23 protein-coding genes and 1 pseudogene are annotated in these 26875 nt (G+C 70.4%); 6 read left to right on the forward strand and 18 right to left on the reverse strand.

What is annotated here, in order from left to right; all coding sequences use genetic code 11:
• Positions 1–371 precede the first annotated feature (371 nt).
• The gene (locus OG787_RS12905; protein ID WP_369034867.1) at positions 372–1322 is read right to left on the reverse strand and encodes a 2-hydroxyacid dehydrogenase; all 951 of its coding nucleotides are present in this window, start codon (positions 1320–1322) and stop codon (positions 372–374) included.
• 99 nt (positions 1323–1421) lie between these two features.
• On the opposite strand from OG787_RS12905, the gene OG787_RS12910 reads away from it, so the two are divergent.
• Positions 1422–2420: an aldo/keto reductase gene (locus OG787_RS12910; protein WP_369034868.1), complete on the forward strand. Its 999-nt coding sequence runs from the start codon at positions 1422–1424 to the stop codon at positions 2418–2420.
• A 103-nt stretch (positions 2421–2523) separates the two neighbouring features.
• Complete coding sequence (locus OG787_RS12915) at positions 2524–3732, forward strand: PQQ-dependent sugar dehydrogenase (protein ID WP_405535272.1); 1209 nt, start codon at positions 2524–2526, stop codon at positions 3730–3732.
• Here the strand turns inward: OG787_RS12915 and OG787_RS12920 are convergent.
• The 5 genes from OG787_RS12920 to OG787_RS12940 form a co-directional block, all read right to left on the reverse strand.
• On the reverse strand, positions 3720–3932 hold the full coding sequence (locus tag OG787_RS12920) for a DUF6191 domain-containing protein (protein ID WP_369034870.1): 213 nt from the start codon (positions 3930–3932) through the stop codon (positions 3720–3722). The two genes, OG787_RS12915 and OG787_RS12920, sit on opposite strands and share 13 nt — an antisense overlap.
• A 45-nt stretch (positions 3933–3977) precedes the next feature.
• Complete coding sequence (locus tag OG787_RS12925) at positions 3978–7019, reverse strand: AAA family ATPase (RefSeq protein ID WP_405540474.1); 3042 nt, start codon at positions 7017–7019, stop codon at positions 3978–3980.
• A 143-nt stretch (positions 7020–7162) separates the two neighbouring features.
• Positions 7163–7348, reverse strand: coding sequence for a hypothetical protein (locus tag OG787_RS12930; protein WP_369034871.1), 186 nt, complete (start codon positions 7346–7348; stop codon positions 7163–7165).
• 213 nt (positions 7349–7561) lie between these two features.
• Positions 7562–8179: a hypothetical protein gene (locus tag OG787_RS12935; protein ID WP_369034872.1), complete on the reverse strand. Its 618-nt coding sequence runs from the start codon at positions 8177–8179 to the stop codon at positions 7562–7564.
• A 74-nt stretch (positions 8180–8253) separates the two neighbouring features.
• The gene (locus tag OG787_RS12940) at positions 8254–9459 is read right to left on the reverse strand and encodes an RNA-guided endonuclease InsQ/TnpB family protein (RefSeq protein ID WP_405535273.1); all 1206 of its coding nucleotides are present in this window, start codon (positions 9457–9459) and stop codon (positions 8254–8256) included.
• A gap of 231 nt (positions 9460–9690) precedes the next feature.
• Between OG787_RS12940 and OG787_RS12945 the strand changes: the two genes are divergently transcribed.
• From OG787_RS12945 to OG787_RS12955, 3 genes are all read left to right on the forward strand, one after another.
• A complete protein-coding gene (locus tag OG787_RS12945) occupies positions 9691–9861 on the forward strand; it encodes a hypothetical protein (protein WP_405535274.1) in 171 nt (56 codons plus the stop codon).
• Between the two features lie 104 nt (positions 9862–9965).
• Positions 9966–10274, forward strand: coding sequence for an IS3 family transposase (locus OG787_RS12950; RefSeq protein WP_037724813.1), 309 nt, complete (start codon positions 9966–9968; stop codon positions 10272–10274).
• Positions 10271–11143 (forward strand): IS3 family transposase, encoded by an 873-nt coding sequence (locus OG787_RS12955; RefSeq protein ID WP_405535275.1) that lies wholly within the window; start codon positions 10271–10273, stop codon positions 11141–11143. Before OG787_RS12950 ends, OG787_RS12955 begins: the two co-directional genes overlap by 4 nt.
• Positions 11144–11368: 225 nt before the next feature.
• On the opposite strand, the gene OG787_RS12960 is transcribed toward OG787_RS12955, so the two are convergent.
• The 3 genes from OG787_RS12960 to OG787_RS12970 all read right to left on the reverse strand — a co-directional run bounded on the left by OG787_RS12960 (position 11369) and on the right by OG787_RS12970 (position 14799).
• Positions 11369–11989: a GNAT family N-acetyltransferase gene (locus OG787_RS12960; protein WP_405535276.1), complete on the reverse strand. Its 621-nt coding sequence runs from the start codon at positions 11987–11989 to the stop codon at positions 11369–11371.
• On the reverse strand, positions 11967–14249 hold the full coding sequence (locus tag OG787_RS12965; RefSeq protein WP_405535277.1) for an MMPL family transporter: 2283 nt from the start codon (positions 14247–14249) through the stop codon (positions 11967–11969). Before OG787_RS12965 ends, OG787_RS12960 begins: the two co-directional genes overlap by 23 nt.
• Positions 14250–14490: 241 nt before the next feature.
• Entirely contained in the window at positions 14491–14799 is a 309-nt protein-coding gene (locus tag OG787_RS12970; RefSeq protein WP_235474651.1) for a hypothetical protein, read from the reverse strand.
• Between the two features lie 193 nt (positions 14800–14992).
• Here OG787_RS12970 and OG787_RS12975 point away from each other — a divergent pair, with 193 nt between their 5' ends.
• A complete protein-coding gene (locus OG787_RS12975) occupies positions 14993–15769 on the forward strand; it encodes an SAM-dependent methyltransferase (protein WP_405535279.1) in 777 nt (258 codons plus the stop codon).
• 66 nt (positions 15770–15835) lie between these two features.
• Here OG787_RS12975 and gatB read toward each other — a convergent pair whose 3' ends face one another.
• The 9 genes and pseudogenes from gatB to OG787_RS13020 all read right to left on the reverse strand — a co-directional run bounded on the left by gatB (position 15836) and on the right by OG787_RS13020 (position 26825).
• On the reverse strand, positions 15836–17353 hold the full coding sequence (gatB, locus tag OG787_RS12980; protein WP_405535281.1) for an Asp-tRNA(Asn)/Glu-tRNA(Gln) amidotransferase subunit GatB: 1518 nt from the start codon (positions 17351–17353) through the stop codon (positions 15836–15838).
• Between the two features lie 16 nt (positions 17354–17369).
• The gene (locus OG787_RS12985) at positions 17370–17603 is read right to left on the reverse strand and encodes a hypothetical protein (RefSeq protein WP_369034887.1); all 234 of its coding nucleotides are present in this window, start codon (positions 17601–17603) and stop codon (positions 17370–17372) included.
• Positions 17604–17608: 5 nt separating this feature from the next.
• Complete coding sequence (gene gatA / locus OG787_RS12990) at positions 17609–19102, reverse strand: Asp-tRNA(Asn)/Glu-tRNA(Gln) amidotransferase subunit GatA (protein ID WP_369034880.1); 1494 nt, start codon at positions 19100–19102, stop codon at positions 17609–17611.
• 5 nt (positions 19103–19107) lie between these two features.
• A complete protein-coding gene (gatC, locus tag OG787_RS12995) occupies positions 19108–19404 on the reverse strand; it encodes an Asp-tRNA(Asn)/Glu-tRNA(Gln) amidotransferase subunit GatC (RefSeq protein WP_037622623.1) in 297 nt (98 codons plus the stop codon).
• Between the two features lie 137 nt (positions 19405–19541).
• Entirely contained in the window at positions 19542–21875 is a 2334-nt protein-coding gene (locus tag OG787_RS13000; RefSeq protein ID WP_369034881.1) for a putative bifunctional diguanylate cyclase/phosphodiesterase, read from the reverse strand.
• A 218-nt stretch (positions 21876–22093) separates the two neighbouring features.
• Positions 22094–24307: an NAD-dependent DNA ligase LigA gene (gene ligA / locus OG787_RS13005; RefSeq protein WP_405535284.1), complete on the reverse strand. Its 2214-nt coding sequence runs from the start codon at positions 24305–24307 to the stop codon at positions 22094–22096.
• Between the two features lie 15 nt (positions 24308–24322).
• A complete protein-coding gene (locus OG787_RS13010) occupies positions 24323–25324 on the reverse strand; it encodes a methionine synthase (protein WP_369034883.1) in 1002 nt (333 codons plus the stop codon).
• A 235-nt stretch (positions 25325–25559) separates the two neighbouring features.
• Positions 25560–26258: an SDR family oxidoreductase gene (locus OG787_RS13015; RefSeq protein ID WP_369032381.1), complete on the reverse strand. Its 699-nt coding sequence runs from the start codon at positions 26256–26258 to the stop codon at positions 25560–25562.
• Between the two features lie 7 nt (positions 26259–26265).
• Positions 26266–26825, reverse strand: a pseudogene (locus OG787_RS13020) (LOG family protein).
• Positions 26826–26875: the final 50 nt, after the last annotated feature.

The following is a 26875-nucleotide window of genomic DNA, read 5'->3' on the forward strand; positions in this document are numbered from 1 at the left end:
CCCGCGCGACCCGGTGCGCCGGGTGCGCGCCGGGTACCGGGGGCGAGGCGTGCGTGTGCCTCCGGCGACCGCTGTGCCGGCGGTGGTGGTGATGGCTGGCGTGACCGCGTCTGCGCGCGGCCGTGCGCCAGGGTCGCCGTCGGCGGCCCCGCCGCGTCGGATCGTTCGCCCATAGGCCGTGCATCGCCCGTCGCCCCCCTCACAGTCTGAAATGTCCGTCCCCGGCGCCGAACGGTTCGCGGCGCAGCCCCTGTCGGGACGATACACCAGTCTCGTCACTCAGGGACATAGTTCCTCTACTCTCCGTGACGACCAGCGGCAATACGGACACACCTCGCATCCGGGGGAATGCGGAGTGTGCCCGAACCGGACTACGCGTCGATCGTCCCCGTCGTAAGGATCACGTTCCGCAGCGGTTCCCGGTTCATGAAACGACTCAACTGGTCCACCAGCAACCGTTCGGCGCGTGGCCGGAACGCGGAGGTCGGGCCGCCGACATGAGGGCTGATGAGCACGCCGGGCGCCTGCCACAAGGGGTGTCCCGGCGGCAGCGGTTCCGGATCGGTGACGTCGAGGGCCGCCGTGAGGCGCCCGGACTCCAGCTCGGCCAGCAGTGCCTTGGTGTCCACGACGGGCCCGCGGGCCACGTTCACAAGCAGTGCGCCGTCCTTCATGCGCGCCAGGAAGTCGCCGTTCACCAGTCCTCTCGTCTGATCGGTGAGGGGCGTGGCGAGGATCACGATGTCGGCTTCGGGGAGCAGGGCGGGCAGTTCGGTGAGCGGATGCACCGGTCCGCGCGCCGTGGTGCGCTCAGAGCGCGCGACGCGCGCCACCCGCGCGAGCTCGAAGGGCGCGAGCCGGTCCTCGATGGCGGCGCCGATCGAGCCGTACCCGACGATGAGGACGCTCTTGTCGGCGAGCGCCGGCCGGAACCCGCCCAGCCACTCCCCCTTGGCCTGCGCGCGCACGAAGTCGGGGATGCCGCGCAGCGAGGCCAGGATCAGGGCGAGGGTCAGCTCACCGGTGCTCGCCTCGTGCACACCGCGCGCGTTGCACAGCCGTACGCCCGGGTGCAGTTGCCCGAGCCCCGGCTGGATGTTGTCGACGCCGGCGGACAGCGTCTGGACCACCTGGACGCCGGACATCTCCGGCAGGGGACGGACACACACCTCGACGGGCTTCATGTACGGCACCACGTAGAACGCGCAGTCGGCCGGGTCCCCCGGGTAGTCGTGATCGCCGTTCCAGAAGAGGTGGTTCGGCCCCTCGGGGAGGCCCTCGATCTCTTCCGGCGGGATGGGAAGCCACACGTCAGGAGTCATGGTCACGAGGCTAGGGCAGGTGGTCGATCGGTCCTGGGCGAACCCCTGTGCGTACAGAGGTTAGGTTTGGGGCGCAGGGAGAGAGAGGTTCACGACCAGGTGGAGCGCAGGACGATCGGCGCGGCGGCGCTCGAAGTGGGGGCCGTGGGCCTCGGGTGCATGCCGATGAGCTGGGCGTACAGCGCGTCCCGGCAGCGCGGCGAGGAGTCGGTGCGGGCCGTGCACCGGGCCCTGGACGAGGGCTCGACGCTCCTGGACACGGCCGACATGTACGGGCCGTTCACCAACGAGCTGCTGGTGGGGCGGGTGTTGAGGGAGCGGCGCCCGGACGCCTTCGTGTCGACGAAGGTCGGTCTGCTGGTGGGCGATCAGCACATCGTGGCCAACGGCCGCCCGGGATACGTGAGACGGGCGTGCGACGCGTCGCTGCGTCGGCTCCAGACGGACGTCATCGACCTGTACCAGCTGCACCGCGCGGACCCCGAGGTTCCCGTCGAGGAGACCTGGGGCGCGCTGGCGGAACTCGTACAGGCCGGAAAGGTACGGGCGTTGGGGCTGTCCGCGATGGGCGCGCGGACCGGGCGCCGGTCGCAGGCGCGGCTGTACGACGCGACGATCCGTCAGTTGGAGCGGGTGCAGCAGGTGTTTCCGGTCAGCGCGGTGCAGGCCGAGCTGTCGGTGTGGTCGACGGAGGCGCTGGAGTCGCTGCTGCCGTGGTGCACCGCGCGCGGGGTGGGCTTTCTGGCGGCGATGCCCCTGGGCAACGGCTTCCTGACCGGGACACTGACGCCGGGCGGGGGCTTCGAGCCGGAGGACATCCGGGCCCGCCATCCCCGCTTCACGGCCGAGATGATGGCCGCGAACCAGCCGATCGTGGCGGGCCTGCGCCGGGTGGCGGCCCGCCTCGGTCCGGAGGTCACCCCGGCCCAGGTGGCGCTGGCGTGGGTGCTCGCGCAGGGCCGGCACGTGGTGCCGGTACCGGGGGCGAAGCGGGAACGGTGGGTGGCGCAGAACGCGCGGGCGGCGGAGCTGCGGCTGTCGGCGGCGGATCTGACGGAGGTCGCGGAACTGCCCCGGGCGCAGGGGTCGTGGGACTGATACGGACCGATGCGGGTGGATAAGCAGACAAGTGGGTACCGCGGGAACCCGGGCCGGGGCATCAGGCTTCGGGGATCGGGAACTCGTGGGGCGCGAGCGGTGTATGACAAGGAGAACGTGCCGCGTCGAAGGGACCATGATCGTGCAACGACGAGCTGTGACGGCCGTACTGGCCGCAGCCACGCTCCTGCTCACGGCCGGCTGCTCCTCCGACGAGGGAGGAAGCGGCGACGAGAGTGCGTCACCGAGCGGTACGCGTACGCCGTCCACGTCGTCGTCGCCCTCCGAGCGGGCGACCGCGCAGGCCGCCCCGCCCGCCAAGGGCACGGTGAAGGTGCTGCGGACGGTCACGGAGGACCTGAAGAGCCCCTGGGGCCTGGCCCCGCTCCCGGACGGCGATCTGCTGGTCTCCTCCCGTGACGAGGGCACGATCACGAGGGTCGACACGGAGACGGGGAAGAAGACGGAGCTGGGCGAGGTGCCCGGGGTCTCCCCGGCGGGCGAGGGCGGTCTGATGGGCCTGGCCCTGTCCTCCTCCTTCGCGTCGGACCACATGGTCTACGCGTACTTCACGACGGAGTCGGACAACCGCATCGCCCGGATGCTGTACGAGGAGGAGAAGCCGGCGGGCGAGCAGCTGGGCGCCCCGAACACCGTCTTCCGGGGTATCCCGAAGGGATACATCCACAACGGCGGCCGGATCGCCTTCGGCCCCGACAAGATGCTGTACGCGGGCACGGGCGAGAGCGGTGACACGGGGCTGTCCCAGGACAAGGACTCCCTGGGCGGCAAGATCCTGCGGATGACCCCGGAGGGCGAACCGGCTCCGGGCAACCCCTTCCCCGACTCCGCGGTGTACTCGTACGGCCACCGCAATGTGCAGGGCCTCGCCTGGGACTCCGAGCAGCGGCTGTTCGCCTCGGAGTTCGGCCAGGACACCTGGGACGAGCTGAACCAGATCGCGCCGGGCGACAACTACGGCTGGCCCGAGGCGGAGGGCGACAGTGACGACGACGCCTTCCACAACCCCCTCGCCCAGTGGCGCACGGACGACGCGTCCCCCAGCGGCATCGCCTACGCCGAGGGCTCGATCTGGATGGCGGGCCTGAAGGGCCAGCGCCTGTGGCGCATCCCCCTGGACGGCACGAAGGCCGCGGCCGACCCACAGGCGTTCCTGGAGGGCGAGTACGGCAGGCTCCGCACGGTGGTCTCGGCGGGCGGCGACAAACTGTGGCTGGTGACGAGCGCGACGGACGGACGGGGGACGCCGAAGGACGGGGACGACCGGATTCTGGAGCTTCAGGTGACCTGAGGGGGATCCGGCTGCTCGGCCGGCTCCGGTTCTTCAGGCTGATCGGACCGGCGTACGACGACCTTTCCGGACGCGAGGTCTATCGGGCCGCGGCCCGGGTCGCCGTCGCCGACGTCCTCGCGGGTCAGTTCCAGGCGGTTCTGTTCGTCGCGGGTGTGTTTGCGTCCCGGTGCGAAGAGCTCCTCGAACATGTTGAACACGGGGCCTCCCCTGGGCCTGAGTCCCTAGCAGCGTAACTCTCGCCCTCACCCCGCCGTCCGGGCGGCGACCGCCCCCGGCGGGAACAGCCCGAGCCGGTGCGCCACCGCGGCCGCCTCTCCCCTCCCCGAGACGCCCAGTTTCCCCAGGATGTTCGACACGTGGACGCTCGCTGTCTTCGGGGAGATGAAGAGTTCCTCGGCGATCTGGCGGTTGGTGCGGCCGGCGGAGACCAGGCGCAGGACGTCCCGTTCGCGGCTGGTCAGGCCCAGGGAGTCCGCCGGGTCAAGGGCCGGGCGGGCCGGGGCGCCGGTCAGGGTGAGGCGGGCGCGCTGAGCCAGGAGAGTGACGGCGTCGGCGAGGGGGCGGGCGCCCAGGTGGTCGGCGACGGTGGCGGACAGGCGGAGGAGGTCCGTCGCACGGGCGCGGTCGTCGGGGTCGGCGCCGTCCGTCAGCAGGGCCTCGGCCAGGCGGTGCCGGACCCGGGCGAGGTCGTACGGGCGGTCCAGAGCCTCGAAGGCGGTGACGACCGGCGACCAGGTGTCCGGTCCTGCCGTGCCGTCCGCGCGCCGGAGTTCGGCGCGGACCCACTGCTCGTGGGCGAGCCAGACGGGGGCGTCCGTGGTGAGCTTCTTGCCGGTGTCGAGGATGCGTTCGAGGGTTGCGCGGCGGCCCGCCTCGGCGGCGGGCAGGTCACGCGCGTCGGCCTCGGCGATGGCGGCGGCGAGGAGCAGGGACCAGACGTAGCTGTGGGTGCCGGGCGGGAAGCCGGCGTCCAGGACCTGGCCCAGTTCCGTGCGGGCGTCGAGGAGGCGGCCCTCCGCGGCGGCGACGCCGAGAGCGATACGGGCGAGCGGGAGCGAGTGCTGGGGCATGCGGTCGTGGGAGCCGAAGTGGGCCCGGGCGGCGGCCAGTCGGTCCGCCGCCTCGGTCACGTCGCCCCGGCTCAGCGCGAGATGGGCCAGGCAGATGGCGCTGGCCCCCTGAGGGTTGTCGCTCTGGCCACGCTGAAGCGCGCTCGTGGCGGCCTCGACGGCCTCGTCCCAGCGGCCGAGGGAGTACAGCGACTCGGAGAGATTGCCCCACACCCAGGCCTCGGAGTCCAGCAGCCCGAACTTCCGCGTGTAGGCGATCCCCTCCTCCAGGATCGGAACGGCCTCGCGGGACCGGCCGACTCCTTCGAGAGCGCCCGGCAGGTTCACATAGGCGCGCCCCACGACGAACGGCATGTGGCCCTCGACCGCGCGCTCCTTCACCTCGTGCATCTCCGCTAGCGCCCGTTCGATACCGCCCGACTGGGCCATGAGGACGCCGAGGGTGATCCGCGCGCCCATCTCGGTCTCGTGGGCGCCCACCATGCGCGCGTACTCGACGGCCTGTTCGGCGGCGGCGAGGGCGTCCGGGCCCGGGCAGTGCAGCATCGACCAGACGGCGGCGCCGGACAGGACCTCGGCGTGGACCTCCGAGGGTGGCAGGCCCCGTACGAGGTCCTGGGCGGTGGCCAGTTCCTGCCAGCCGTCGCCTCGGGACAGGGACTGGACCAGGCGGGAGCGCTGGCACCAGAACCAGGCGGCGCGCAGGGGGTCGCTGCCGTCCTCCAGGAGGTGCAGCGCACGCTTGGTGATCTTCAGGGCGCGTTCGCGCTCGCCGCAGAGCCGGCCCGCGACGGCGGCCTCGGCCATGAGGTCGAGGTAGCTCAGGGGTGTGGTGGCCGGGTCGCAGCCGCAGGGCGGGTAGACCTCGGTGTAGTCGACGGGGCGGAGTGTGGCCCGTACGGCGTCGGGGGTGACGTCCCACAGCTCCATCGCCCGTTCCAGGAGCCGTAGTTGCTCGGCGTAGGCGTACCGGCGGCGGGCGGTGACCGAGGCGTCCAGGACGGCGGGGAGGGCCTTGGCCGGGTCGTGGGCGTGGTACCAGTAGCTGGCCAGGCGCATGGTGCGTTCGTCGGCGGGGACGAGGGCCGGGTCGGCGTCCAGGGCCTCGGCGTAGCGGCGGTTGAGGCGGGAGCGTTCGCCGGGGAGCAGGTCGTCGCCGACGGCCTCGCGGACCAGGGAGTGGCGGAAGCGGTAGCCGTCGCCGGCCGGGGTGGCGAGCAGGATGTTGGCGCCGACGGCCGCGCGCAGCGCCTCGATGAGGTCGTCCTCGGCGAGGCCCGCGACGGCGGCGAGCAGCCGGTACTCGACGGTGGAGCCGCCCTCGGCGACGATCCGGGCGACCCGCTGGGCGCTCTCGGGCAGGCTCTCGACTCGGACGAGGAGCAGGTCGCGGAGGGTGTCGGTGAGGCGGGTGCGGCAGCCCTCGTGGGCGGCGACGGCGAGTTCCTCGACGAAGAAGGCGTTGCCGTCGGAGCGGTCGAAGATCTCGTCGACCTGGGCCGGTTCGGGTTCGGCGGCGAGGATGCCGGCGATCTGGCAGGACACTTCGGCCCGGTTGAAGCGGCTCAGCTCGATCCGGCGGACCGTGCGGAGCCGGTCGAGTTCGGCGAGGAGCGGGCGCAGGGGGTGGCGGCGGTGGATGTCGTCGGCGCGGTAGGTGGCGAGGACGACGAGACGGCCGGTGCGCAGGGTGCGGAAGAGGTAGGCGAGGAGGTGGCGGGTGGAGGCGTCGGCCCAGTGGAGGTCTTCGAGGGCGACGACGACCGTACGGTCCGCGGCGACGCGTTCCAGGAGGCGGGCGGTGAGTTCGAAGAGGCGGGCCATGCCCTCCTCGTCGTGCCGTCCGGCGCCGGTCTCGCCCAACTCCGGGAGCAGCCGGGCCAGTTCCTGTTCCTGTCCGGCAGCGGCGGCGGCCAGCTCGTCGGGCAGCGCCCGCAACAGGGCGCGCAGGGCGGTGGAGAAGGGTGCGAAGGGCAGTCCGTCGGCGCCGATCTCGACACAGCCGCCGAGCACGACGACGGCACCGCGGCCGTCGGCCACCCCGGCGAACTCCTCGACCAGCCGCGTCTTCCCGACCCCGGCCTCCCCGCCGAGCAGCAGGGCCTGCGGCTCGCCACCGTCGGCACGGTCGAGCGCGTCGCGCAACACCCCCAACTCGTCGACACGACCGACGAACACCGGACTGACGGACCTGGTCTCCACGGGCCAGAGCATCGCACAGGGCTCTGACATCGGGGCACTGGTTATCGGGCCGTCCGCCGGGACGACCGTGGGGGCGATGGGGACGGTCGGGCGGACGGTCGCGGCGTGCGCGGGGAGGTGCGCCGCCGTACGACCGTCCGCCCGTCCCCCGGTGCTCACGCGGCCCGGGTGAACCAGTGCCGGCGCCGGTGGTCGGTATGCACCTCGCCCTCTGCGGCTCGGCCCGCTGCCTCGCGGCGGGCGGCGCGGGCGCCGCGGACCGCCTGCCGGGCGAGGCGCTCGTTCGCGGCCTCGCGACGCAGTTCGGCGGAACGGATCTGCTGGAGCTCGTACTCGAACATCTGGTACCCCTCGGGTCTGTGACGAGATCGGTCGTTCATCGCGTTCTGCGATGTCTCAACCTTCGTCTCCCAGGGGGGTTCGCCACATCGGGAGAGTTCCGCATCTTCCGAGGGGGTGGGGGCCTTAGGAACGGGTGAGGAGCCTCAGACGGGCCGTAAGGTGCTTACGACCGGCCTAAGGCCCCTCATGACCTGCGGTGATTCCGCCCCGGATCAGGCCGAGGGCAGGCTCAGCAGTACGTCGGTGTACTTCAGGACCGCGAGAAGCAGCCCGAGGACGCCGAGCGCGACGCCGGCCCAGGAGACCGACTTGATCCAGACGGCCTGCGGCTTGCCCGGGGTGCCGAACGCGGGCCGGGCGAGGACCGCGACACCGACGAGCAGCGCGGCCAGCGCGAAGATGCCGCCCCACAGCGCGGTGGCCTGCCAGGCGTCTCCGTAGAGCGCATCGATCTGGGCGGCGATGCTCGCGGACGACGAGGCCTGCATCTCCAGCTGGCCCGTGATGTTCGCGCGCGCGCCGGCCACCGTGCCCAGCCAGCTGCCGGTGAGCGAGACGAAGCCGAGCACGGCGGCCACGACGGCGGCGGCACCCTGGCCCACGCCGGAGGGGCTCTTCTTCTCGGGCGCGAGGTCCGTCTCGTCGAGGTCCTCGCCCTCGTACTCGTCCGCGTCGCCCAGGACCTCGACCTCGGCCTCGGCCTCAGCCGTGGCCTCCGTCGGCTGTTCGTCCTTGGTGATGTCCACCGTCTCCTTGCCGCTCTTGGCGTCGTCGCTCTGTGCCTCGGTACCGGTCTCGGCGCCGGTCTCGTCTGCTGTCTTGGTTCCCATGCCTCGCACCGTACGGACGTTTTCTGAGAAGTTCCTTATTGACTTCCTCCCCCTCTTGTGAACAAGGGGGATTCCTACGGCTCGCGCCGTGGGGATTTCTGCTTCGTCGCCGACTGCCCGCCCGGAGAACTCCGTTGAGGTCTTACACCTGCTCCACAGACTGTCACCGCCAGCCCGGCGGCCAGAAGGTTGTTCGCCGCGTTCACGTCCCGGTCATGGGTCGTACCGCAGTTGTCGCACGTCCACGTACGAACGCTGAGCGGCATCCTATTTTGCAGGGTGCCGCAGACGGAGCACAGCTTCGAGGAGGGGAAGAAGCGGTCCACCACGATCACTTCCCGCCCATACCAGGCGGCCTTGTACTCCAGCATGGAGCGGAACTCGCTCCAGCTCGCATCCGAGATGGCCCGGGCGAGCATGTGGTTTCTGACCATGTTGCGCACGGTCAGGTCCTCGATCACGAGCGTTTGGTTTTCACGCACGAGCCGGGTGGTGAGCTTGTGGAGCAGGTCCCGGCGCCGGTCGGCGATCCGGGCGTGGACCTTGGCAACCTTGCGCTGCGCCTTGGCCCTGTTGGTCCCGTCACCCCTGGCCTTGCGGGAAAGCTCCCGCTGGGCCTTGGCCAGACGGGCGCGTTCACGGCGCTCGTGTCTGGGATTGACAACCTTCTCCCCCGTGGAGAGGGTCAGGAGGTGGTCCAGGCCGACATCGATTCCGACCGCCGCATCAGTGACGGGAAGCAGCTTGACACCGGGGTCGTCGCAAAGCATCGACACGAACCAGCGTCCGGCCGCGTCCTGCGACACGGTCACCGTGGACGGCTTCGCTCCCTGGGGCAGCGGGCGCGACCACACGATGTCGAGCGGTTCACTCATCTTGGCCAGAGTCAGTTCCCCGTCACTGAATCGGAAACCGGAGACGGTGTACTCGGCCGACTTCCGCGACCTCTTGCGCGACTTGAAGCGCGGATATCTGGCTCGCTTGGCGAAGAATTGGGTGAACGCAGCCTGCAGGTGCCGCAGTGTCTGCTGCAGCGGAACGGACGACACGTCGCCCAGGAACGCCAGTTCCTCGGTCTTCTTCCACGCGGTCAGCATGGCCGAGGTCTGGTTGTAGTTGACCCGTTCCTGCCGCGCCCACGCCTCGGTACGGGCCGCGAGCGCCGTGTTGTAGACCTTGCGCACGCAGCCGAACGTACGCGTCAGCTCCGCCGCCTGCGCATCGGTCGGATGGAAGCGGTACTTGAACGCACGCTTCACCCCATTCGTGGCCACGCTCACAAACTAGCACTTCCCTATGTAAGGAGAAGCTGCGTGTCAGCGATCCACCACTCCTCCGGCGCGCTGGGGCCGTGGCAAGTGCCGTGGGTGCGCACCGAGGTTCTTCTGTCTGCCCTGGCGCGGACCGATCTCGGACCGGGACGTTGAAGGAGTTGGTTACGGCCAGAGCCGATGCCTCTGCGATGCCGGTGAGTTCGCAGGTCAGCGCGGTGCAAGAGAGGGAGCAGGGCCGTGGACGTGATGCACGGGCGCTGCCCCGGCGACGCCCACGCCCACAGCGCGGCGGTCTCGGTCGCGGTGCAGGGGCGGGAGGCGGTCGACGCGGAGGGCTTGGCGGCGCGGCCGGTGGTGAGTTCGGGACCGATCACCGCCTCACGGGGTATCAGGAGCCGGGAACAGTAATTGCCGCCTGCCGCTTCCAGGACCGCCGGGCACTCGACCTGTGGGCTTGATCCGCTTTGACGGACATCCGAGATCAGGGGTTCTGCCCCGGGAGGATGTCCATCATGGAGAGCATGGGGAAGAAGAAGCCACGCCCTCGCCGCTCGTTCACGCCGGAGTTCAAGGCCGAGATCGTCGAGCTGTGCCGGCGCGGTGACCGCTCGGTCGGTCAGATCGCCAAGGACTTCGATCTGACCGAGACGGCAGTGCGGCTGTGGGTCAGCCAGGCCGAAGTCGACGCGGGCGAACGCGACGGACTGACCAGCAGCGAACGCGAGGAACTGGCCGCGCTGCGGCGGGAGAACCGCCGGCTGCGCGAGGACGTCGAGGTCCTCAAGCGGGCGACAGCTTTCTTCGCGAAGGAGACCCGGTGACGGTGCACCCGTTCATCGAGGCGGAAAAGCATGGCGGTCACAGCGTCAAGCGTGCGTGTGAACTGCTGCAGGTCTCCCGAACCGCCTTCTACGCCCGCCGCACCGCCAAGCCCGGTCCGCGGGCGGTCCGGGACACCGAGCTGACCGAGAAGATCGCCGAAGTCCACGAGCGGTCCCGTGGAACCTACGGGGTCCCGCGGGTCCATGCCGCCCTGCAACGACAGGGCGAGGACTGCGGACGGCGCCGCGTCGCCCGACTGATGCGCGACGCCGGGCTACAGGGCCGCCACCGCAGGCGACGGCGGCTGACGACGATCCCCGACCCGCGGGCCGCCGCCCGGCCCGACCTAGTCGTCCGCAACTTCGCTCCCGACCCGGACGGCCTCGACACCCGCTGGTGCGGTGACATCACCTACGTTGCCACCGATGAGGGCTGGCTCTATCTGGCCACCGTCATCGACATTGCCTCCCGCCGCGTGGTCGGCTGGTCCACTGCCGACCACCTGCGGACCGAACTGGTCGCCGACGCTCTCCAATCCGCCTGCCGCGAGCGTCGCCCCGCGCGGCCGGTGATCTTTCACTCGGATCGCGGCTGCCAGTACACCAGTCAGCAATTCGCCTCGCTGGCAAGGGAGTTCAGCGTCCGCCTGCCGGTCGGCCGCACCGGGCAGTGCTGGGACAACGCGCTCGCCGAGTCCTTCTTCGCCACCATCAAACGGGAGTTGCTCGACACGAGCTCCTGGCCCAGCCGGGCCGCCGCCCGCACCGCGATCTTCGACTTCATCGAGGGCTGGTACAACTTGCACCGACTGCACAGCAGCCTCGACTACCGCAGTCCCGCCGAATACGAGACCGCACTCGCAGCCTGACCACCACACCAATGGTGTCCGTCAAAGCGGAACAAGCTCATCGCTGCATCAAGCGTTCTCGGCTTCGCCGCAGTGATCGCCCTCGGCCGACACCGCCTTCGAGAACACGCCGTAGAAAGCGATCAGCCTGAACGTGGGAACTGAAAATAGCCATCTGTCAGAACACCGCCGCTCAAGCCCTTCAGTCGGTGCCCCCAGTACAGGCTCATCGACTGCCCGGGAGTTTCATTTTTCCCTGGGCTGAAGCCGAGGGGTGTCCACGACAGGACTCCGATGATCCTTGTCGGCGGCACGCGCGCGTGCGGCCTGCCACTCGGGCGCGAGTACCGACCAGATCTCGGTGTCCGCGCGGACCCCCCGGTGCGGATAGTTCTCCCGCAGCAGTCCCTCACGGCTCATGCCCAGCCGTCGCGCCACGTTGATGCTCGCTTCGTTGACGGACGACGCGTGCCACTCCACACGGTGCATGCCCCGTACGTCAATCGCCCAGTCGATCAGGACCCGCATCGCGCGTGTGATCAGGCCGCGTCCGGTGCCGGCCGGTTCCAGCCAGCAGCCGACCTCGCAGTTGCCGTACTCCGCGCTGAAGTTGAGGAACAGCACCCCACCGACGAGCTTCCCGTCCAGCCAGATCCCGTGCAGCGACCCGGTGTCGGCGGCGCGCTGGTCGGCGTACCGCTGGAGCTGCTCCCGCGCGGAGTCGACGTCCGTGGAGTTCATGCCGAAGGGGATGTGCCGGGTGATGAACTCCCGCCCCCGGTCGAGGTGTGCGAGGAACTCCTCGGCGTGCCAGGGTTCCAGGGGCCGCAGTTCGGCGCCGTCGTCACCCAGGGATATCGCGTACATCCTGCGGTCGCTCCTTCACCAGTACGTCCGTCTGCGCGCCGTCCGTGGCGCGCGGCCCCGGAATGCTCGCACGGGCGGCCTCGTCGACGCCGGGCATTTCACTGGTGGGCGTGCGGCACTCGGGCGGCTCGATGCTGATGCGCGGCAGGCGCCGGTCGAGCCAGCGGGGCAGCCACCAGTTGGCGCCGCCGAGCAGATGCATCAGCGCGGGCACCAGGAGCGTACGCAGGACGAAGGCGTCGAGGGCCACGGCGGCGGCCAGGGCGATGCCGAACATCGCTATCACCCGGTCGCCGCTCAACACGAACGCGAGGAAGACAGAGATCATGATGACCGCCGCGGAGTTGATCACGCGGCTGGTCTCGGCGAGGCCGACCCGGACGGCCCGCCGGTTGTCGCCGGTCTCCAGCCACTCCTCGTACATCCGGCTGACCAGGAAGACCTGGTAGTCCATGGAGAGCCCGAAGAGGACCGAGACCATGATCACGGGGAGGAAGGGCTCGATCGGGCCCGCGCTGCCGAGGCCGAGGAGTTCGCTCCCCCAGCCCCACTGGAAGATCGCGACGACGACCCCGAACGCGGAGGCGACGGCGGCGACGTTCATCGCGGCGGCCTTGAGCGGGATGCCTATCGAACGGAACGCGAGGAGCAGGAGGAGGCAGCCCAGGCCGATCACCACACCCACGAACAGCGGCAGCTTGCCGACGATCACATCCGCGAAGTCGTCGTAACTCGCCGTGACCCCGCCGACCTGGAGGTCGAGGGAGGTGCCGGTCTCCGCGCGCGGGAGGACCTCTTCGCGCAGCCGCTCCACCAGGTCACTGGTCTTCACGGACTGCGGCGACGACGTCGGTACGACGGTGAGGTACCCGGTGGAGCCGTCCGCGCTGTAGGTCACCGGCGAGGACGACGCGACGCCCTCGGTGGTCCTCAGGGTCGCGGCGAGGTTGTCGAGGACGAGCTTGTCCTCGGCGTCGGAGACGGGCGTGACGAGGGTGAGCGGGCCGTTGACGCCGGGGCCGAAGCCGTCGGCGATGAGGTCGTAGGCCTGGCGTGTGGTCGCCGTGCTCGGGTTGTTGCCCTGGTCGGAGGTGCCGAGGTGGAGCGAGAGGGTGGGCAGGGCGAGCAGCGCCATGACGACCAGGGCGGCGGCGCCGAGCAGCTTGGGGTGGCGCTCGACGAACGCGGACCAGCGGGCGGCGAACCCGGTGGGCAGCTCCGGCTCGGGCCCGTGCTCGGCCAGCCTGCGCCGTTCGCGGCGGCTCAGGGCGCGCGGTCCGATGAAGGACAGCAGGGCCGGGAGGAGGGTGACGGAGGCCGCGACGGTCAGGATCACCGTCAGGGAGGCCGCTATCGCCACGCCGTTGAGGAAGCCGAGGCGCAGGATCAGCATCCCGAGCAGGGCTATGCAAACGGTCGCACCAGCGAAGACGACGGCGCGTCCGGTGGTCGTGACGGCGTTGGTGGCGGCCTCGGTGACGGACAGGCCGCGTTTGAGGCCGCGGCGGTGTCTGGTGACGATGAACAGGGCGTAGTCGATGCCCACGCCGAGCCCGATCAGCATGCCGAGCATGGGCGCGAAGTCGGCGACGGTCATCGCGTGGCCGAGCAGCACGATCCCGGCGTAGGCCGTGCCGACGCTCACCAGGGCGGTGGCGATGGGCAGCAGGGAGGCGGCGAGCGAGCCGAAGGCGAGGAACAGCACGACGGCCGCGACGACCACCCCGAGAGCCTCGGCGAGGTGTCCCCCGGACGACTCGGTGAGCGCGATGGCGCTGCCGCCCAGCTCCACCTGGAGCCCGTCGGCCCGCGCGGCCTCGGCCGCGTCGACGACGGCCCGCGCCTCGTCCGCGTCGACGTCCTCGGCGGACTTCTCGAAGGTGACGGTGGCGTACGCCGTACGTCCGTCGCCGCTGATCTGGCTGCCGCCGCGGCCCTCGTACGGGCTGACGACCGAGGCCACGCCGGGCAGGTCGGCGATCCGGTCCAGGGTGTCGCTCATCGTCTGCTCGACGTCGGCGGCCCGGACCGTACCGGAGCCGGTGTGCCAGACGACGGTGTCGGTGTCGCCGCCGAGACCGGGGAAGCCGTCCTCCAGGAGCTGGGTGGCGCGGCCCGACTCGGTGCCGGGTGCCTCGTAGTCGTTGGAGTACGCCGAGCCGGCGACGGCCGCGGCGGCGGTCACGCCGGCGAAGGCGGCGAGCCAGATCAGTACGACGACGAGGCGGTGCCTGACACACCAGCGTGCGAGGGCTGCCACAGACGTGCTCCCGGGATGACATGTGGTTCTTTGACCGGGAACAGTCGTGAATGAACAGAACATCCCGCAAAGAAACGAAAAACGGCAAGAGCGATGCCAAACCACTGTCGCAGGCGATGATGATCGTTTGAGACGATCGTGCCCTTACTCACAAGACTGCGAGTCACATCACAGGACAATCAGATGAACTCTGTCGCCGCAGTAAAAGCGCCATAAGCATCCCGGTCGAACTCGGCCGATCTCAGTCGAACTGGTCTCCGAGGGCCATCACCATCACCCCGACGATCAGCAGCCACAGCGCCCGCCGGGTACGCCCCCGCGCACCCAGCACCGACGCGAGCGCACAGACGGCGGCGCCGAAGGCGTACGCACCGGGTACGAGCGCGGGCGCCGAGCCCGTGAGGCGGAGCGTCGAGGCCGCGAGCCCCACGAGGGCCAGCAGCGCCCCGGTTCCGGTCGCCGTCCAGCGGGCCCGCCGCGCGTCCAGCTCCGCGTCCTCGTACTCCTCGTGGTCCTCCCCGTTCTCACCCACATTCTCGTGCACGTCCATGGCGCGGGAGCGTAGCGCGCCCGCCTGAGAATTCGGATGCGGGTCGCGGAAGCCCACTGCTAGCGTCCGGCCGTCGACTGTCCGTGTCCGGCTTGTCGCCAGCGACCCAGGTGGGTGCATTTTTTGAAGGTCCGACCGAGCTCCGAAGCATCCCTTTCTTCGCCTTCGCAGAGCCCGAGGAGCCCGTTCACCGATGTCCGACATCACATCCAGGAATGACCGCCTGAACCACCCGCGCAGCAGCCGCTACGACGCCCGCTGGACCATCGACAACCAGATGGGCCCGCACGCCCTGTGGCTGCTGGAGTGGCTGGCCCCCGCGCTCGGCCTCGACACCCTCCCGCCCGGTGCCCGGGTGCTCGACCTGGGCTGCGGCAAGGCCATGACCTCGGTCTTCCTCGCCAAGGAGTACGACGTCCAGGTCACCGCCGCCGACCTGTGGATCGAGCCCGGCAAGAACGCGCGCCGGATCGCCGAGGCGGGCGTCGCCGACCGGGTGCTGCCCGTGTTCGCGGAGGCGCACCAGCTGCCGTTCGGCGACGAGTCGTTCGACGCGATCGTGAGCGTCGACGCGTACCAGTACTTCGGCACGAACGACCTGTATCTGCCCAGCCTCACCCGGCTGCTGAAGCCGGGCGGGCGGATCGGTGTCGTCGTACCGGCGCTGCGCGAGGAGCCGGAGGGCGTCGAACCGCCGGAGCACCTCAAGCCGTTCTGGGACCCGGGTTTCTGGGCGTTCCACTCCGCCGACTGGTGGCGGCGCCAGTGGACACGCAGCGGGGCCGTGACGGTGGAGGCCGCCGACTGGCTGCCGGACGGCTGGCGGGACTGGCTGCTGTGGAGCGAGGTCTGCGCCGAGGAGAGCACCGAGGAGTTCATGGCGAACATGGCCCGGGAATCCGTGGAACTGGTGCGCGCAGACCAGGGCCGGTCCCTGGGCTTCGTACGGGTCGTGGGCCGTCGTACGTGATCAGGTGAAGCAACGGCTGAGGGGCACGTCGGAGTCCCGACGCGCCCCTCAGCCTTGTCGTGTGGCTCAGCCCTCGCTGACGCCCAGCTGCTCAAGGATGAGTTCCTTGACGCGGGCCGCGTCGGCCTGACCCCGGGTCGCCTTCATGACCGCGCCGACCAGGGCGCCCGCCGCGGCCACCTTGCCGCCGCGGATCTTGTCGGCGATGCCCGGGTTGCCGGCGATGGCCTCCTGGACGGCGGTGGTGAGCGCGCCGTCGTCGGAGACGACCTTGAGGCCGCGCTTCTCGACGACCTCGTCCGGGGTGCCCTCGCCCGCGAGGACGCCCTCGATGACCTGGCGGGCCAGCTTGTCGTTCAGGTCGCCGGAGGTGACCAGCGCGGTGACCCGGGCGACCTGCTCGGGCGTGATGGCCAGTTCGTCGAGCGAGGTGCCCGACTCGTTGGCGCTGCGCGCGAGTTCGCCCATCCACCACTTGCGCGCGGAGGCCGCGTCGGAACCGGCGTCGATCGAGGCGACGATCAGGTCGATCGCACCGGCGTTGAGGATCGACTGCATGTCGGTGGCGCTGATGCCCCACTCCTCGCGGAGCCGGTTGCGTCGGACCAGCGGCAGCTCGGGCAGCCCGGCGCGGATCTCCTCGACCCACTCACGGGAGGGGGCGACCGGTACGAGGTCCGGCTCGGGGAAGTACCGGTAGTCCTCGGCCTCCTCCTTCACGCGGCCCGAGGTCGTCGACCCGGTGTCCTCGTGGAAGTGCCGGGTCTCCTGGATGATCGTCCCGCCCGAGTTCAGTACGGCGGCGTGCCGCTGGATCTCGAACCGGGCCGCCCGCTCCACGGAACGCAGCGAGTTGACGTTCTTGGTCTCGCTCCGGGTGCCGAACTTCTCGCGGCCGTGCGGGCGCAGCGACAGGTTGACGTCGCAGCGCATCTGACCCTGCTCCATGCGGGCCTCGGAGACACCGAGGGCCTTGATGAGTTCGCGCAGCTCGGCGACGTACGCCTTGGCGACCTCGGGAGCGCGCTCGCCGGCGCCCTCGATCGGCTTGGTGACGATCTCGATGAGGGGGATGCCGGCCCGGTTGTAGTCGAGCAGCGAGTGCGAGGCGCCGTGGATACGGCCCGTCGCGCCGCCGACGTGCAGCGACTTGCCGGTGTCCTCCTCCATGTGGGCGCGTTCGATCTCCACGCGGAAGGTCTCGCCGTCCTCCAGCTGGACGTCGAGGTAGCCGTTGAAGGCGATCGGCTCGTCGTACTGGGAGGTCTGGAAGTTCTTCGGCATGTCCGGATAGAAGTAGTTCTTCCGGGCGAAGCGGCACCACTCGGCGATCTCGCAGTGCAGCGCGAGGCCGATCTTGATGGCGGACTCGACGCCGGTCGCGTTGACGACCGGGAGCGAGCCGGGCATGCCGAGGCAGGTCGGGCAGGTCTGCGAGTTGGGCTCGGCGCCCAGCTCGGTCGAACAGCCGCAGAACATCTTGGTCTTGGTGCCGAGTTCGACGTGGACTTCGAGGCCCATGACGGGGTCGTAGGTCGCCAGGGCGTCCTCGTACGACACCAACTCGTCGGTCGTGGTGGTCACGGTGAAAACTTCCCTCTCAGCCCAGCAGGACGTCGTCGTCGCCCAGCCGCTTCAACTCGCGGTAGAGGATGGCGAGGCCGGTGACGATGGCGGCGGCGGATACGGCGGCGTCGATCAGACGGAGGGTGTCCCCGTCGTCGCGGGCCAGCTTGACCTGCTTGGCGACGCTGATCGCGCCGAACGCGGTACTGCCGAGCGACACGTACAGCCCGGTCTTCGACTTCTTGAAGTTCTTCGCCTTCTTGGCCATGGCGCTCACAGCGACGGTGCCTCCTCTAGCAGCGGGTGCCCCCACTTTTCCACGAAGGCGGCCTCGACAGCGGCGCCGACCTTGTAAAGACGGTCGTCCTGGAGGGCCGGGGCGATGATCTGGAGCCCGACCGGCAGCCCATCCTCCGGTGCGAGACCGCAGGGCAGGGACATGGCGGAGTTGCCGGCCAGGTTGGTCGGGATGGTGCAGAGGTCCGCGAGGTACATCGCCATCGGGTCGTCGGCGCGCTCGCCGATCGGGAAGGCGGTGGTCGGGGTCGTGGGCGACACGATCACGTCGACCGACTCGAACGCCTTCTCGAAGTCCCGCGTGATGAGCGTACGGACCTTCTGGGCGCTGCCGTAGTACGCGTCGTAGTAGCCGGAGCTGAGCGCGTACGTGCCGAGCATGATGCGGCGCTTGACCTCGGGGCCGAAGCCCTCCGCGCGGGTGAGCGAGGTGACCTCTTCGGCGGAGTGCGTGCCGTCGTCGCCGCTGCGGAGGCCGTAGCGGAGCCCGTCGAAGCGGGCGAGGTTCGACGAACACTCGCTCGGCGCGATCAGGTAATAGGCAGAGAGCGCCAGATCGAAGGACGGACAGTCCAGCTCGACGATCTCGGCGCCGAGGTCCTTCAGCAGGGCCACGGACTCGTCGAAGCGCTGGATGACGCCGGCCTGGTAGCCCTCGCCGCGGAACTGCTTGACGACGCCGACGCGCATGCCCGCGACGCTGCCGTTGCGGGCAGCCTCGACGACCGGCGGGACCGGGGAGTCGATCGAGGTCGAGTCGAGCGGGTCGTGTCCGGCGATGACCTCGTGGAGGAGCGCGGCGTCCAGGACCGTACGGGCACAGGGCCCGCCCTGGTCGAGGGAGGACGAGAAGGCGACCATGCCGTACCGCGAGACGGCCCCGTACGTCGGCTTGACGCCGACCGTGCCGGTGACTGCGGCGGGCTGGCGGATGGAACCGCCGGTGTCCGTGCCGATGGCCAGCGGCGCCTGAAAGGAGGCGAGGGCGGCACTCGACCCGCCACCGGAACCACCGGGGATCCTGGTCAGGTCCCAGGGGTTGCCGGTCGGCCCGTACGCGCTGTTCTCGGTGCTGGACCCCATGGCGAACTCGTCCATGTTGGTCTTGCCGAGGATGACGACGTCGGCGGCCTTCAGCTTCCGGGTGACGGTCGCGTCGTAGGGCGGGATCCAGCCTTCGAGGATCTTGGACCCGACGGTGGTCGGAATCCCCTCGGTGGTGAAGATGTCCTTCAGCGCGAGGGGTACGCCGGCCAGCGGGCCCAGCGTCTCCCCGCGCTCGCGCTTGGCGTCGACGGCACGGGCCTGGGCCAGGGCGCCCTCACGGTCGACGTGCAGGAAGGCGTGCACCTTCTCGTCGACGGCCTCGATGCGGGCGAGGTGCGCCTCGGTGACCTGTACGGCGGTCAGCTCGCCGGAGGCGATCTTCGCGGCGGTCTCGGCAGCCGTGAGCTTGATGATGTCCGTCATGGTGATTAGTCCTCCCCCAGGATCTGCGGCACCTTGAAACGCTGCTGCTCCTGGGCCGGGGCGCCGGAGAGCGCCTGCTCGGGGGTGAGCGACGGACGGACCTCGTCCACGCGCATGACGTTCGTCAGCGGCAGCGGGTGCGAGGTCGGCGGTACGTCTTGGTCGGCGACCTCGCTGACGCGGGCGACCGCGCCGATGATGTCGTCGAGCTGGCCTGCGAAGTGGTCGAGCTCTTCGCCCTTCAGCTCCAGACGCGCCAGCCGTGCGAGGTGGGCGACCTCCTCGCGCGTGATGCCAGGCATGCAGCGATCCTCTGGGGTGAGTGCGGTGTGGTTTTGGCCCCAATCCTAGGGGGCAGGGGAGACAACCCGCGCACGGGTTTGCCACGGGTGGGAGTTCTCCCCCTGTTCCGCCTTCTCTCCCGGCTCCGGTTCCGCCCCTATTCCGCGGCGGGCAGAGCCGCCCGCGGACGCTGCCAGCCACGGGTCCCCCGCGCCAGCAGCCACGCGGTGGCCTCCTCGGGAGGCATCGCGGCGGCGACCAGCCACCCCTGCACGGCGTCACACCCGAGATCCCGCAACCGCTCCCACGTCTCGTCGTCCTCGACGCCCTCCGCGACGACGAGCAGCCCCAGGGAGTGCGCGAGATCGACCGTGCACCGCACGATCTCCGCGTCCTCCGTGTCCACCGCCAGCCGCGCCACGAACGAGCGGTCGATCTTCAGCTCGCTCACCGGCAGCCGCCGCAGATGCACCAGCGACGAGTACCCGGTGCCGAAGTCGTCCAGCGACATCTTCACGCCGTGCCCGGTCAGCGCGGCCAGGGTGTCCGCGGCCTTCTGCGGGTCCTCCAGGAGCACGTGTTCCGTTATCTCCAGCTGAAGCGATCCCGCCGGGACCCCGTGCCGGGCCAGCCGCGCGGCGACGGAACCGGCGAAGCCGGGGGTGTGGACGTCGCGCGGGGAGACATTGACGGCGACCGGGACGAACAGCTTCTGGGCGCGCCACTTGGCGACCTGCTCCAGCGCCGTCTCCAGCACGTACTCCGTGAGGTGGGGCATCAGCCCGGACGACTCGGCGATCGCTATGAACTCGTCCGGCGGCACCTTCCCGCGCTCCGGGTGCACCCAGCGCACCAGCGCCTCAAGGCCCGCGACCTGTCCGTCGAAGCGCACCTTGGGCTGGTAGTGCAGCTCGACCTCGTGCGCGTCGAGCGCGCGCCGCAGATCGCCCAGCAGGCCGAGGCGGTCCGGGGTGTTCGAGTCGCGCTTGGACTCGTACACCTCTACGCCCGTGCGGTCCCGCTTCGCCTGGTACATGGCGACGTCCGCGCGCCGCAGCAGCCCCTCCGCGTCGAGCGCGTGGTCGGGGAAGACGGCGAGGCCCGCGCTGGCCTCCAGGACGAGGGTGAGTCCGTCGAGGTCGAGCGGGGAGCCGAGCACGGTGACCAGGTTGCGGGCGACTCGGGTGGCCGACGTCGTGGAGTCGACGACCGGCAGTAAGACGGCGAACTCGTCGCCGCCGAGCCGCGCGGCCTCCGCGCCGCGCGGCAGGGCGAGCCGCAGCCGGTCCGCTATCTGGAGGAGGAGCCGGTCACCGGCGAGGTGACCGAGGGTGTCGTTGACGGAGCGGAAGCGGTCGAGGTCTATGAGCATCAACGCGGCCCGCGCGTCGATGCGTTCGGCATCGTCGAGGGCCGTCCAGGTGCGCTCCAGGAGCCACTGTCTGTTGGGCAGTCCGGTCAGCGGGTCGCGCAGCTGTTCCTCGGCCCGGGCCCTGGCTATCCACAGGGTGGAGTCGAGAGCGATGAGGGGGATGGCGAACAGCGGCAGCAGGACCGGCAGGGCGACGGCGACGACGCAGATCAGGGGTGCGATGGCGAGCAGCGCGACCGCGACCAGGCCCTGTCTGACCAGGGCGGAACGGGCGACCGTGGGCAGTCCGCCGCGCGGGGTGTGCAGATACCAGAGGAGGGTGCGGGTGACCCCGAGGTAGGTGATCGCGATCAGCACCACCTCGGGCGCGGTGTAGACGCTCCAGGTCTGCGGGTTCCACGGGGTCTCGACGGACGGGACCCGGCCGAACGCGGCGAGCACGAGCGCGCCGGCACCGATGCCGAGGATGTCCACCGCGCCGGCCAGCAGGCCCTGCCGCCAGCGGTGGCGCCGGGCTATGCCGACCAGGACGACGACGGTGAGGCTGACCATGCCGGCCGGCACCCAGCCGTACAGCAGGAGTACGGCGAGGGTGAGGGCGGCGCCCGATCCGGTGCCGCCCCACCAGCGGGCGCGGCCGAGGGCGACGAGGTGGCCGACGATGACGCCGGTGAGGACGGCGAGGGCCCAGCCGACGGTGCCGGACGGGAAGAGCGCGTTGTGGCCGGTGAAGCCGCGGTAGAAGCCGGCGCCGAGGACGAACCCGGCCGCCGCGACGACCGCCGCGGGCAGCGCGGGCCAGGACAGCTGGCGTTCGGGGTCCTGGGCGTGCAGTTGTGCGACGCGCTGCTCGGCGGTGAGGTGGGCCGACAGCTGGGGCGTGACCCTGCTGTCGGCGACGATGCGCTGTCCGGTGCCGCCGGTCCCGCTCACCGGTCCGGTCGTACGGCCGCCGACGCCCGCCCGTTCCAGGAACCGTGCCGTGCGGCGGGCCATGCCCTGTTCCTGGCCGGGTTCGGGGCGGCGGCCCTTGAAGAGGGCGGAACCCCGGCGCCAGGCGCCGGATATCCGGCTTCCGCGCAGCCGTGAAGGAGGGGCGGCGCTATCGGTCGGTTCCATTCCCGTCCCTCTCACAGCCGGCGGTGCCCACGCCACGCGGTCCGATGTCCGTCAACCGTCGACGGGACCGCGTCCGAACCGCATCCGGGCACGGCAGGCGCATACGTCAACAGTAGGCCGCAGAAGGCTTCCACGGGCAGCGGTCGCCGACGGTTGCCCGAATGCGACCCGGCCACCCGTATGCATCTGGTATGCGCCGATCGGGTGGTCTTCAACCGCTACTCCTCTGACGGAAGTGCCGCTTCGGTCGGAAGTGCCGCTTCGGCAGCGGCCTCCGGTCCTTGTTCGAGCAGGACGGCGAAGCCGTCCTCGTCCAGAACAGGGACCTTCAACTGCATCGCCTTGTCGAACTTGGAACCAGGATTGTCACCCACAACCACGAAAGACGTCTTCTTCGAAACAGAACCGGTCACTTTTGCTCCACGGCTCTGGAGCGCCTCCTTCGCGCCGTCCCGGGTGTGGTGTTCGAGGGTGCCGGTCACCACGACGGTGAGCCCTTCGAGCGGGCGCGGTCCCTCGTCCTCGCCGGAGCCCTCCTCCTCCATCCGGACCCCGGCGGCCCGCCACTTGCGCAGGATCTCCTGGTGCCAGTCGACCGCGAACCACTCCTTGAGCGAGGCCGCGATGATCGGGCCGACCCCGTCGGTGGTGGCCAACTCCTCCTCGGAGGCCTGCTCAATGCGCTCGATCGAGCGGAATTCACGGGCCAGGGCCTCGGCGGCGACCGGACCGACGTGCCGGATCGACAGCCCGGTGAGGACTCTGGCGAGCGGACGGTCCTTGGCGGCGGCGATGTTGGCGAGCATCGCGACCGCGTTCTTCCGGGGCTCACCCTCCTGGTTGGCGAAGACCGTGGCGATCTTCTCCTCGCCGGTCTTCGGGTCCCGCTTGGGCAGCCCGCTGTCCTGGTCCAGGACGTACGCCTTGATGGGCAGCAGCCGCTCGATGGTGAGGTCGAAGAGGTCGCCCTCGTCGGCGAGCGGCGGCTCGGCGGGCTCCAGCGGCTTGGTGAGCGCGGCGGCGGCGACGTAACCGAAGTTCTCGATGTCCAGGCTCTTGCGCCCGGCGAGATAGAACAGCCGCTCCCTCAACTGGGCCGGGCAGGTACGGGCGTTGGGGCAGCGGAGGTCGATGTCGCCCTCCTTCATCGCCCGCAGCGGCGTACCGCACTCGGGACACTCGACCGGCATCTCGAAGGGCTTCTCCGTGCCGTCGCGCAGGTCGGCGACCGGGCCGAGGATCTCCGGGATGACGTCACCGGCCTTGCGCAGCACCACGGTGTCGCCGATGAGGACGCCCTTGGCCTTGACGACGTCCTGGTTGTGCAGGGTGGCGAACTCGACCTCGGAGCCGGCGACGGTGACCGGTTCGACCTGCGCGTACGGCGTGACGCGACCCGTACGCCCCACGCCCACGCGGATGTTGATGAGCTTGGTGTTGACCTCTTCGGGCGCGTACTTCCAGGCGATGGCCCAGCGCGGGGCACGCGAGGTGGACCCGAGGCGCCCCTGGAGCGGGATTTCATCGAGCTTGACGACGACGCCGTCGATCTCGTGCTCCACGGAGTGCCGGTTCTCGCCGTAGTTGGCGATGAACGCCCGTACGCCGTCGAGGTCGTCTTTCAACTCCGCGTACCGCGTGGTCGGCAGCCCCCACTCGTGCAGCAGCTTGTACGCCTCGGAGAGGCGGGTCAGCGGGTCGAAGCCCTCCAGGGCGCCGATGCCGTGGACCACCATGTGCAGCGGGCGGGAGGCCGTGATGCGCGGGTCCTTCTGGCGGAGCGAACCGGCCGCCGCGTTACGGGGGTTGGCGAAGGGCTTGTCGCCGCCCTCGACGAGACGGGCGTTCAGCTCGGCGAACTTGTCCATCGGGAAGTAGACCTCGCCGCGGATCTCGACCAGCGCCGGGACGCGGTCGCCCGTCAGCCGGTCCGGGATCTCGGCGATCGTGCGCACGTTGGGCGTGATGTCCTCGCCGGTGCGGCCGTCGCCGCGGGTCGCCGCGCGCGTGAGACGGCCGTTCTCGTACGTCAGGTTGACGGCGAGGCCGTCGACCTTCAGCTCGCACAGGAAGTGGTGCTCGGAGGCGCCGACGTCCTTGTGGACGCGCTCCGCCCAGGCCGCCAGTTCCAGGTCGTCGAAGGCGTTGTCGAGGGAGAGCATGCGTGAGCGGTGCTCGACGGAGGTGAAGTCCGTCTCGTACGCGCCCGCGACCTTCTGGGTCGGGGAGTCGGGCGTACGCAGCTCCGGATACTCCTCCTCCAGCGCCTCCAGTGAGCGCAGGAGCTTGTCGAACTCCGCGTCGCTCACGACCGGAGCGTCGTTCACGTAGTACCGGAAGCGGTGTTCCTCGATGCGCTCGGCGAGCTGGGCGTGCCTGTCGCGCGCCTCGGCGGGCACCGATGTGGTCTGTGCGTGCTGTTCGCCGGCCACCGTGTTGTCCTCCCGTTACTCTGGGTTGTCCGCGAGTGATCTCGCCGCCTGGGCGCAGTGGGCGAGTGCCTTGCGTGCGTACTGCGGGGAAGCGCCCGCGAGTCCGCACGACGGCGTGACGGTGACCGCCTCCGTGAGAAGTCCCGGATGCAGCCCCAGCCTGCGCCACAGCGTCCTGACACCACTGACGCTACCGGCAGGGTCTGACAATGGGGCATCGGTGCTTGGCACGACACCGACGAAGAGCCGCGTACCGCTTTCGACGGCCTCGCCGATCACGTCGTCGTCACGCTCGGTGAGAAGCGAGAAGTCGAAGGAGACGGCGGCGGCACCGGCGCGGCGGAGCAGCGCGAAGGGTACGTCGGGCGCGCAGGAGTGGACGACGGTCGGCCCGTCGCCCTGCACGCCGATGACGTCCCGGAGGATCGCCTCGGCGACCTGGCGGTCGGGGACACGGTGGGTGCGGTAGCCGCTGGCGGTCTTGACCTGTCCTCGGAGTACGGCGATGAGGGAGGGTTCGTCGAGTTGCAGGACGAGTTGGGCGCCGGGGATGCGGCGGCGGAGTTCGTCGAGGTGGAGGCGGATGCCTTCGGCGAGGGAGCCGGCGAGGTCGCGGCAGGCGCCGGGGTCGGAGAGGGCGAGTTCGCCGTTCCTGAGCTCGATGGCTGCGGCGAGGGTCCAGGGCCCGACGGCCTGCACTTTCACCTGCCCCTCGTACCCCTGGGTGAACTCCTCCAGCGCGTCGAGGTCTTCGCCGAGCCAGGAGCGGGCGCGCTTGGTGTCGCGCCCCGGCCGGTCCCCCAGTCTCCAGCCGCTGGGCTCCACGCGTGCGTACATCTCGACGAGGAGTCCGGCGGTGCGGCCGATCATGTCGGCGCCGGGGCCTCGGGCGGGGAGTTCGGGCAGGAAGGGGAAGTCGTCGAAGGACCCGGTGGCGGCCTTCACGGCTTCCCGGGCGTCACCGCCGGGGAGGGAACCGATGCCGGTGGCGGGGCCGAAGGTGGGGTTCGCGTTCACGTGGGGAAGCGTACGTAGTCGGCGGGCCTGCTTTCCTCGCCCCCGCCGCCCCTACCCGTTCCCATCCCTGGGGGCTGCGCCCCAGCCCCCCCTTGTCCTCAAACGCCGGACGGGCTGACTGACTCAGCCCGTCCGGCGTTTGAGGACAAGGCCGTTCAGGCCGAAAGGGGGGTCTGGGGGCGCAGCCCCCAGAAGGATGGGACGGGTAGGGGCGGCGGGGGCGAAAACAAGCCCCTCAGCGGCCCGGGCGTACCGTCACGTCGTTGATTTCCGCGTCTCGGGGCAGATCCAGGGCCAGCAGGATCGTCGACGCCACCGACTCCGGGTCGATCCACTTCGACGGGTCGTACTCCTTGCCCTCCTGCTGGTGGACCTTCGCCTGCATGGGGCTCGCCGTACGCCCGGGATAGACCGTGGTCACCCGCACCCCCGAACCCCGCTCCTCCTGCCGCAATGAGTCCGCCAACGCCTTCAGACCGTGCTTCGACGCGGCGTACGCCGACCAGTTCGCACTCGCGTTCAGGCCCGCGCCCGAGTTGACGAAGATCACCTGGCCCTGGGAGAGGCGTAGTTGGGGTAGAAGGTGGCGGGTCAGCTCTGCGGGGGCGATCAGGTTGACGTTCAGTTGGTGGCGCCAAGTCTTCGGGGTCAGGTCGCCCACCGGGCCCAGGTCCACCACGCCCGCGATGTGCAGCAGGGAGTCCACCCGGTCCGGCAGCGACTGGTGCGAGAACGCCCAGGACAGGCGATCCGGGTCCGCCAGGTCCCCCACCAGGGTCCGGGCCCCGGGGAACTCCGCCGCCAACTCCTTCGCCCGCCCCGCGTCACGCGCGTGCAGCACGAGTTCGTCCCCGCGCGCGTGCAGCCGCCGCGCGACCGCCGCCCCGATACCCGAACCCGCCCCGGTGATCACATGTGTAGCCATGCCCGCCATGCTCGCATCACACCGTGCCCGCCGACTCCTCCAGGTACACGAGCGCCCCCACCGGCTCCTCCGCGAAGAACACCAGGTCGGCGAGCGGGCGGGGCAGGAAACCCTCGGTCTCCATACGGCGGAACTGTTCCTTCAGGCCGTCGTAGAAGCCCGCGGTGTTCAGCAGCACCACCGGCTTGTCCGTCTTGCCGTGCTTCTTCAGCTCCAGGATCTCCGTGGCCTCGTCGAGCGTCCCGGTCCCGCCGACCATGATCACGACCGCGTCGGCCTTCTCCAGCAGGAGCCGCTTGCTCCCCCACTGCCTTAAGTGCGTGGGAGGTGCCCCCAGGCGAGGTCCCCCGCGATCACCATTTCATCCGCGCCCGGACGGGCCTTCGCCGCGAGGAAGTCCACCGAGACGCCCAGCAGCCGGCCGCCCGCCTCCTGGACCCCGTCCGCGACCACCTTCATCAGACCGACGTCCGAACCGCCCCAGACCAGGGTGTGCCCGCCCTTGCCCAGCAGTTTCGCGAACTCCCGCGCGGGGCGCGTGTAGCGGTCGTCCAGGTCGGCGGCAGGAAGACACAGATGTTCATGCCGTCACCGTACGCGGGAACATCCCGGGCTTCCCGAACGCT

This window comes from Streptomyces sp. NBC_00075 (assembly GCF_045041225.1).
Classification (GTDB): Bacteria; Actinomycetota; Actinomycetes; order Streptomycetales; family Streptomycetaceae; genus Streptomyces; species Streptomyces adonidis.